The organism is Bacillus sp. JJ1503, assembly GCF_036965125.1.
GTDB lineage: Bacteria > Bacillota > Bacilli > Bacillales > Cytobacillaceae > Cytobacillus.
The window spans coordinates 1-8,916 of record NZ_JBALOZ010000046.1 but is presented as its reverse complement, the minus strand read 5'-3'; the positions used below and the strand labels follow the sequence as shown (position 1 = coordinate 8,916).

Annotated in this window: 8 protein-coding genes; 1 reads left to right on the top strand and 7 read right to left on the bottom strand. The window is 39.0% G+C overall.

Features of this window, described 5'->3' with window-relative positions:
• Nucleotides 1-80: 80 nt before the first annotated feature.
• The 6 genes from recD2 to V7149_RS04405 all read right to left on the bottom strand — a co-directional run bounded on the left by recD2 (nt 81) and on the right by V7149_RS04405 (nt 6,790).
• Nucleotides 81-2,504 (bottom strand): SF1B family DNA helicase RecD2, encoded by a 2,424-nt coding sequence (recD2, locus tag V7149_RS04430; RefSeq protein ID WP_335344440.1) that lies wholly within the window; start codon nt 2,502-2,504, stop codon nt 81-83.
• 33 nt (nt 2,505-2,537) lie between these two features.
• Entirely contained in the window at nt 2,538-3,197 is a 660-nt protein-coding gene (locus V7149_RS04425) for a tetratricopeptide repeat protein (protein WP_335344439.1), read from the bottom strand.
• Nucleotides 3,198-3,322: 125 nt separating this feature from the next.
• Nucleotides 3,323-4,420 (bottom strand): tRNA 2-thiouridine(34) synthase MnmA, encoded by a 1,098-nt coding sequence (gene mnmA, locus V7149_RS04420; protein ID WP_335344438.1) that lies wholly within the window; start codon nt 4,418-4,420, stop codon nt 3,323-3,325.
• Nucleotides 4,421-4,450: 30 nt separating this feature from the next.
• A complete protein-coding gene (locus V7149_RS04415; protein WP_335344452.1) occupies nt 4,451-5,593 on the bottom strand; it encodes a cysteine desulfurase family protein in 1,143 nt (380 codons plus the stop codon).
• 103 nt (nt 5,594-5,696) lie between these two features.
• Entirely contained in the window at nt 5,697-6,116 is a 420-nt protein-coding gene (cymR, locus tag V7149_RS04410; RefSeq protein ID WP_066293052.1) for a cysteine metabolism transcriptional regulator CymR, read from the bottom strand.
• Nucleotides 6,116-6,790 carry a YczE/YyaS/YitT family protein gene (locus tag V7149_RS04405; protein ID WP_438824082.1) on the bottom strand — a complete coding sequence of 225 codons (675 nt, stop codon included), beginning with the start codon at nt 6,788-6,790 and terminating at the stop codon, nt 6,116-6,118. Before V7149_RS04405 ends, cymR begins: the two co-directional genes overlap by 1 nt.
• 177 nt (nt 6,791-6,967) lie before the next feature.
• Here V7149_RS04405 and V7149_RS04400 point away from each other — a divergent pair, with 177 nt between their 5' ends.
• Entirely contained in the window at nt 6,968-8,227 is a 1,260-nt protein-coding gene (locus V7149_RS04400; protein WP_335344451.1) for a replication-associated recombination protein A, read from the top strand.
• A gap of 62 nt (nt 8,228-8,289) precedes the next feature.
• On the opposite strand, the gene V7149_RS04395 is transcribed toward V7149_RS04400, so the two are convergent.
• Nucleotides 8,290-8,901: a CPBP family intramembrane glutamic endopeptidase gene (locus V7149_RS04395; protein ID WP_335344436.1), complete on the bottom strand. Its 612-nt coding sequence runs from the start codon at nt 8,899-8,901 to the stop codon at nt 8,290-8,292.
• Nucleotides 8,902-8,916 lie beyond the last annotated feature (15 nt).

The following is an 8,916-nucleotide window of genomic DNA, read 5'->3' as shown; positions in this document are numbered from 1 at the left end:
CTCGAGGGGGTATGCGCTGTAGCTAGACAATATCTAAATAAAAAGCTAAGGAAAGAACAGTCTTTTATACTGCTCTTCCCTTAGCTTCTTTCGGTTTCCATAAAATCATACGGCGTGATATTTTCCATTCCTATTAATGGATCTACCTTCATTAGCACTTCATAAGTTGGAGGTTCATCATCAGCTTCAGATTTATCAACAGCAAACGAGTCCAAAATGGTCTCCTGCAGCCTTTCAGTTAGAGTAGTAAGCCTCGAGAGCTCATCTGTTCTTTCAACTCCTAATCTAAATGCTTCTTCTTCACCACATAATATGAGAAATTGTTTACTGCGGGTAATAGCCGTATACAATAAATTTCTTCGCAGCATACGATAATAACTTTTCACAACTGGCAAAATCACAATCGGAAACTCACTTCCCTGTGATTTGTGGACAGAACAGCAATAGGCAAGGGTAATTTGATTTAAGTCTTGACGAGTATAAGTTACTTCTGTTCCATCAAAAGACACAATAATCATATCCTGTTTTTCCGTATTTTCCTTTGCATAGAAAATAGAAATGATTTCACCCATATCCCCGTTAAAAACATGACTTTCAGGCTGATTGACAAGCTGGAGAACTTTATCGCCTATACGGTATTTAACATCCCCAAACGCAAGCTCTTTTCGACTTCCGTCAGGATTCGGATTGAAAATCTCCTGAAGAATTTCATTCAGCTTATCAATTCCAGCTGGACCCCTGTACATCGGTGCTAAAACCTGAATATCCTTTGCTGTATATCCCTTTTTCTTAGCATTTAAAACAACTTTTTCTACGACAGTTGCGATTTGCCCTGGACTGCATTGAAAAAATGATCTGTCGGCTTGCTGTGCGGTCACATTCATCGAAAGCTTTCCCTTTTTCATTTCATGGGCAAGCTCGATTATCGAAGATCCTTCAGCTTGACGGTATATGTCAGTTAACCGAACAGTAGGAATTCTCTCAGACTGCAGCAAATCCTTTAGAACCTGGCCCGGTCCCACTGATGGAAGCTGATCCTCATCCCCAACTAAGATCACTTGCAAATTTTCCGGAAGGGCCTTGAAGAGCTGATTGGCTAGCCAAATATCAACCATGGAGGTTTCATCCACGATTAAGATTTTACCCTCCAATAAATTTTCTTCACCACGATCGAATCCCTCTGTTCCATTCCACCCAAGCAGTCTGTGAATAGTGACTGCAGGCAAGCCTGTGGATTCCGCCATTCTCTTAGCTGCCCTTCCTGTTGGTGCTGCTAAGAGAAATGGGAAGGGCTCCTCCTTCTTGTAATCTTTAGGATCTAACGAACAACCATGCAGTTCCGCATATAATTCAACAATTCCTTTAATAACTGTTGTTTTTCCTGTACCTGGGCCACCAGTTAGTATTAGCATCGGAGTCATAAGCGCCGTTTGGATTGCCTCTTTCTGTGTCGGCGCATATTGAACCTTTAGACGTTCTTCTAATTTTCCAAGAGCCAGAAGAAACTCAGATTCCGGGAATTGTTCATGATATTGAGTTTGGTCCAATATTCGTTTAATATTTGTAACAAGTCCTTTTTCAGAAAAATAAAGCGAAGGCAAATACAGTCTTTGCTCCTCGACCATAATCTTTCCCTCTTCTTGAAGCTTTATAACTTCTTTGGAAATATCATTGAATTCAATTTCATCTCGCTTATTTTCCTCTAAAAGTCTTTGCGTGCTTTGAAGAAGATCTCTTGCTTCTACGTATACATGCCCAGCCTGCATGCTTTCCATTTCTAATATGTAAAGGCAAGCTGCTCTAATTCTTGCTGGATGATTGCCCGATATTCCGAGCTTATATCCAAGCTCGTCTGCCCTGCCAAATCCAATTCCCTCGATATCCTCAACGAGCTGATAAGGGTTTTTCTGGATTGTTTCGATCGTCATCTCTTTATAGACTTGGTAGATCCTCATGGATATCTGAGGACCAAATCCATATTGATTTAAAGCAATCATGGCCTGCTCAATGCCTTGATGCTGCATGAGTGTATCGTATAAGGACTTCGCTTTTTCAGGAGGCAGTTTTGGGATTCCATCAAGAAGGGACGGTTCATTTAGAATTCTAGTTATTGCATTTTCTCCCAATATTTCAACGATATTTTCGGCTGTTTTTTTACCGATGCCTTTAAATAATTCACTGGAAAGGTAATTAACAACGCCCTGTTTAGTCTGAGGGATATCTTTGCGATAATGGCTAGCATGAAGTTGAACTCCAAATTTAGGGTGTTCTTTCAAATCTCCGTAAAAAATATATGTTTCCTGCTCATGCATTTTCGGAAAATATCCTGTAATAACTGCTTCTTTATCTTCATAATGATGATTCGTTTCGTCCACTCGAATCCGTAAAACCGTATATAAATTTTGTTCATTATGAAAAATGGTTACAAGATGCCTGCCTTTCATATACTTCTTTTCCTGTTCCGAAAATAAATCTAAAGTCCCCTGTAACTCCTGCTTATCCATCGCTCTGCCTCCTTTCCTCCATACTTCAATTTCCTATTGAGCCGTTCCTTTTTCAATTAACTTTTTGCCGTATCCTGCCAATAGATGGTCTGGCTGAATTTCTAGTGCTTTCTCGAAATATTGCAGTGATTGTTCTTCCTCTTCCTTGAATCCATATGCGACACCAAGATTATAATAAGCATCTGAATGGTTCGGATCGATTTGAATACATTTCTTTAGCTGAATAATAGATTCATCGATAAAGTTTTCTTGAGCCAAGCATAAGCCATATTGAAACAATGCTTCAGCATCATTTTCATTTAATTCTGTGCTTCTTTGTAAATAGGGCAAGGCTAATTTCCCTTGTTCCATCGCTATTAAAGATAATCCAAGCATAAAATAATTATCACCGGATTCCATTCCCTTTTTCATCGCGGTTTCAAACATATTCTTGGCTTCCTGAAAATTTTGAAGATCGAATTGCAAGTTTCCTGCACTATAATAGGCTGCAGCCGCATTTTCATCCAACTTAATTGCTTTTTCATAAAACTTTAATGCTTTTTCCGTTTCACCTACAACGGATAAGACATTGCCAAAATTAATATAAGAGGTCGGGTCTGAAGGATTTTCTTCAATGGCTTCCATAAATACAGTTGCCGCCTCTTCCCATTTTCCTTCTTCCATATATTGAATACCTAATTGGTTTTTATCCATATTAAATTCACTCCGTTCCATTTAGAAGTATAGCATATTCTTTAAAGTTTCAAACGAGAAAAAAGGGCTCATCGACTCTGTTTTTAACAGAACCGAAAGAGCCCTTACATCATCATTAAACTAATTTATCCGACATAATCAAGTCGCTGTCCGTCTTTGAATACTTCATCAATCGTTCCGCCGCCTAGGCACTCATCTCCATGATAAAAAACTACTGCCTGTCCAGGAGTTATCGCTCTAATCGGTTCATCAAAAATGACTCTTACTTTGTCATCCCCGAGCAGCTCAACAGTTACATCGTNNAATTTAGCTGTACATTTAAAAGTTTTTGGCTTGTCTTTGTCCGATACCCAACCAATGTTTACGGCTGTAATAGAGTGAGAATAGAGCTTTTCATTGTGGAAGCCTTGACCGACAATCAGAACATTTCTCTTCAAGTCCTTTCCAATTGCAAACCAAGGTTCACCCGCTCCACCGATACCTAATCCATGCCGCTGGCCAATTGTATAATACATCAGACCATCATGTTTTCCCACTACTTTGCCATCGAAGGTTTCCATATTGCCAGGCTGAGCTGGTAAATAACCTCCAAGGAATTCCTTGAAATTTCGTTCGCCAATAAAGCATATTCCTGTACTATCCTTCTTTGTCGCTGTAGCAAGATTTGCCTCAATAGCAATTTCCCTGACCTTAGACTTTTCAATATCGCCAATCGGGAACATGACTTTTTCTAGCTGTGCCTGTCCAAGCTGGTTTAGGAAATACGTTTGATCCTTATTCTCATCAATGCCTCGAAGCATTTTATATTCTCCATCGCGGAAATCGACTCTCGCATAATGTCCTGTCGCCAAGTAATCCGCACCGAGCTTCATAGCATGCTCAAGAAAAGCTTTAAATTTAATTTCTTTATTGCACATGACATCAGGGTTCGGAGTCCGGCCAGCTTTATACTCATCTAGAAAATAGGTAAATACCTTATCCCAATATTGCTTTTCAAAGTTAACAGCATAATAAGGTATCCCAATTTGATTGCAGACGCGAATGACATCATTATAATCCTCAGTTGCTGTACAAACACCGTTTGCATCTGTGTCATCCCAGTTTTTCATAAAAACCCCAATGACATCATACCCTTGTTGTTTTAACAATAGGGCTGCAACTGATGAGTCTACACCGCCTGACATCCCAATAACTACCCTTGTATCTTTAGGCTCTTTTTTCATGTAATTTCACCACGCTTCTATACAAAGTTTCTATGTTGTTAATCGCTTAACGATTCTGCCTGTTTCTTCCGCAACCTTTTCAATTTGTTCCAAAGTATTGAATAGGCCAAAACTAAAACGAATGGAATTTTGAATGCGCGGATCATCCTTGCCAAACATGGCCACTAGAACATGAGATGGATCGATCGAGCCTGCTGTACAGGCCGAGCCGCTAGATGCACCAATGCCAGCTAAATCAAGATTCACAAGCATTGCTTCAACATTCGTTCCGGGAAAGCTTAAGTTTAAAACATGAGGCAAAGAAAAATCAAGCGATCCGTTTTGTATAAACTCTATATGTTGATCTAAGAGCTTTTTCATAAAAGCAGACTTAAACTTCAGGTATTCTTCCTTCTTCGTTTCCATCTCCTGCTGAGAGATGCGTACAGCCTCCAAAAATCCGGCAATGGACGGCACATTTTCAGTACCAGCTCGTCTTTTTCTTTCCTGCTCACCGCCAAAAAGCCGTGGTTCAAGTTTAATATCTGTATTTGCATATAAGAATCCAATCCCTTTTGGTCCATTCATCTTATGTGCCGAAACGGACATTAAATCAATTCCGCATACCTTGACATTGATTTTTTCAAGACCGTATGCCTGAACTGCATCTGTATGAAATATCGCAGGATGTTCTTTTAAGATTTGGCCAATTTCCCTTATTGGCTGTATCGTTCCAACCTCATTATTGCCGTACATAATCGTTACAAGAATTGTATCATCTCTTAAGGCTTTCTCTAGATCCGCTAAAGAAATTCTCCCCTCTTGATCAACTGGCAAGTAAGTAATTTCAAACCCAAGATTCTTCAGCTGCTCGCAAGTATGAAGGACAGCGTGATGCTCGATTTGGGTTGTAATAATATGTTTTCCTTTATGCTGACTAGAATGGGCAACGCCAAAAATTGCATGGTTATCCGCTTCTGTTCCTCCGCTCGTAAAAATGATTTCATTCGCTTTTGCCCCGATACTTTTCGCTATTTCTTCCCGAGCCTCATCGATAATATGGCGGGCACCTCGGCCAAAAGAATGAATACTGGAAGGATTGCCAAATTCGGCATTCATAACCTCCATCATTTTATCAATCACCTTTGGGTGCATCGGAGAAGTTGCTGCATGATCAACGTAAATCCGCTCCAAATTTTTCACCTTCTTCATTTTCTACTCTTTAGCTATTATCTGCGACTTTTAGGATATATCCGCTGCTTTCGTAAATATTTAAGCTACAGCTACATTTTTACTCTTAAATATAAAACATATAGCCGTCTGTATCTCCATCATCTTTATAATTAGCTAGATCTTCAAGTGTTGTATTATCCAGCACATCTTTCACTGCATCACGTATTCTCATCCAAAGATGTTTCTTCGCTGGCTCCTCGTCTTCAATTCCTTCTACAGGACTTATCGGACCTTCCAAGACACGTATAATGTCTCCTGATGTTATATTTGCTGGAAGATCTCCCAAAATATATCCGCCATAAGCTCCTCGAATACTCTTTACTAAGCCTGCATTCCGTAAAGGAGCAATTAGCTGTTCCAAATAATGTTCAGAAAGATCATTCGTCTGAGCAATCGATTTTAAAGAAATAGGACCTTCTCCATGCTTTTTAGCCAATTCCATCATAATCGTTAAACCATAGCGGCCTTTTGTCGATATTTTCATTAAATAACACCTCTATCTTTATCATTTATAGCAGTCACTGCATTTTTCCCTTTCATTTTAACTAAAAATCGATCCGTCACTTTTTGGCATTGCGGCAAAGCAATACCTGCAATTGGACCAATTGAAATTCCGATAACAATTGTTCCCCAAAAAACAGGTCCTCCGAGCTGCCAGCCAATTAATAGCACAACAATTTCCATACAAAGCCTAGCATGGGCAACTTTCCAGCCTGTTTTTGATGTTAAAGCAATCATGAGGCTATCCCTTGGACCTGCCCCAAATTGTGCCGAAATATAAATGCCCATTCCGTAACAGCAAGTAATAATTCCGCAGATAAACATCATGATTTTCCCTGTAAGTGAGGATGGGGTTTGCATAAATGGGAGCATAAAATAAAAATCCACAAATAAACCAAATAAAACCATATTTAAAAAAGTACCCATTTTCGGGAACTCCTTTAAAATAATAGATGATAAAGCCAAAATGGCGAATCCGATAATTATAGACCAGCTTCCAATAGTAAGCCCGAATTGATAGTATAAGCCTACATGAAGGACATCCCATGGTGTTGCACCTAAATCAGCAAGAATTAACAGCACAACCCCAAGAGTCATTACGAGCAGCCCTACTATAAAAACAATGAATCTTGACCCTATTTGACCCCTTTTTTTCATGTTCACCTGTCCATTTCTCCCCATAAGTTAAGCTTATTCTTAGTATATAGATAGACTTTTGTTATTATAGCATATTTAATAATGATAATCATTTTGTGATTCCTATAATTATGGTATGTTTATTAATATTGTTCCTTCGTTAATTGGATTAGAAGTTTTGGAGTGATGAAATTGAATATAAAGCCATTAGCATTCCGAATGAGACCGCGGACGATCGAAGAAATCATTGGGCAAGAGCATCTTGTAGCAGAAGGAAAAATTATTAATCGAATGGTGAAAGCTAAACAGCTGAGCTCGATGATTTTATACGGACCTCCTGGAATAGGCAAAACATCCATTGCCAGTGCAATTGCCGGAAGCACCCGTTTCGCTTTTCGAAACTTAAATGCTGTTACGAATAATAAAAAAGATATGGAAATCGTTGCTGCCGAGGCAAAAATGTCCGGAAAAGTGATACTGCTCCTTGACGAAGTACACAGGTTAGATAAAGGGAAGCAAGATTTCCTTCTCCCTTTTTTAGAAAATGGGATGATTACATTAATTGGTGCAACGACAAGCAACCCTTATCATGCCATTAATCCAGCGATCCGCAGCCGCTGTCAAATTTTTGAATTAAAGCCTTTATCAGTTGAAAATATTAAAGAGGCCTTGCTCCGAGCAATCGAAGATAAGGAGCGAGGATTAGGAGAAAAACATGTTCAGGTAACAGAAGAGGCACTTACGCATTTCTCAACTGCCTCGAACGGAGATGTAAGAAGCTCGTTAAATGCTTTAGAGCTGGCTGTTTTATCAACTGAACCTAATAGCGAAAACATCATCCAAATTGATTTAGCGGCAGCTGAAGAATGCATGCAGCGAAAAAGCTTAACTCATGATAAAGATGGGGATGCTCATTACGATGTTCTCTCTGCATTTCAGAAATCGATCCGGGGAAGCGATGTCAATGCCGCTTTGCACTATTTAGGAAGATTAATTGAAGCAGGGGATTTACAAAGCATTAGCAGACGATTACTAGTAATCGCCTATGAAGATATAGGACTTGCTTCACCTCAAGCCGGTGCAAGAACGTTGGCGGCGATTGAAACCGCGGAAAGAGTTGGTTTTCCAGAAGGGAGAATACCACTTGCCAATGCAGTTATTGAATTATGCTTATCACCGAAATCAAACTCAGCGATAATGGCTATCGATGCGGCTCTTGCCGACATTAGGCATGGCATTAGCGGGGAAGTTCCAGATCACCTTAAGGATGCCCATTACAAAGGGGCAAAAGAACTTGGCAGAGGCATTGATTATAAATATCCCCACGATTATGAAGGTGGCTGGGTTAAGCAGCAATACCTTCCTAATAATATTAAAAATAAAGTTTATTACCAGCCAAAGAAAACCGGCAAATTTGAGCAGGCTATATCTGTCATTTACTCTAATCTCCAAAAGTAAAAAAAAGATGAAATCAGCTATTTTTTTGATTTCATCTTTTTTTATTTATCGGCCTTTTTATCCTAAAGAATATTAAACATGACTATGATGGATGCTAAAGTGTTTGCACAGCCATGAAGCAGCCAGCTTGACACAATAGAGCCCTCTGATTGCTTCTCATTTAACCACCCCATTAACCAACCAGCTATTCCTGTAATGAGTGTGATAATAACTGTCCCCCAAAAACCTGCGTAAGAAAAAAGCAAAATCCCATGCAGAAGCCCAAATAATAAACTTTGTACTCCATTTCCGACTTGTAATCCAAATTTGTGAACTAATCTTTTCATAAAAAATCCTCTAAAAAAAACTTCCTCTGATAATCCCGTCTGTAAAAAAGCATAGATTAAAGCTGGAATTAATGCATCGATGCCCTTTCCAGAAAATTGGGCTGTTGCCAAAACTGATTGGTCAACAAAATAGGGGATAATAATAAATGACGGAATGGATAAAAATATTATTGTAGCTATAAATGTAATCACATATTTCCTTTTGTTATGAATAATAGGCTTTTTAAAACCTACCCATCTAAAAAAACTCGTTTCTTTCCTGCCAAAAATCAACCACCAAATAAAGGGGATGATTGAGAGTAGCGATACTTGTAAAATTGCAGTAATAAGAGAATTTATTATTTGCATAAGATAACCTCCTAT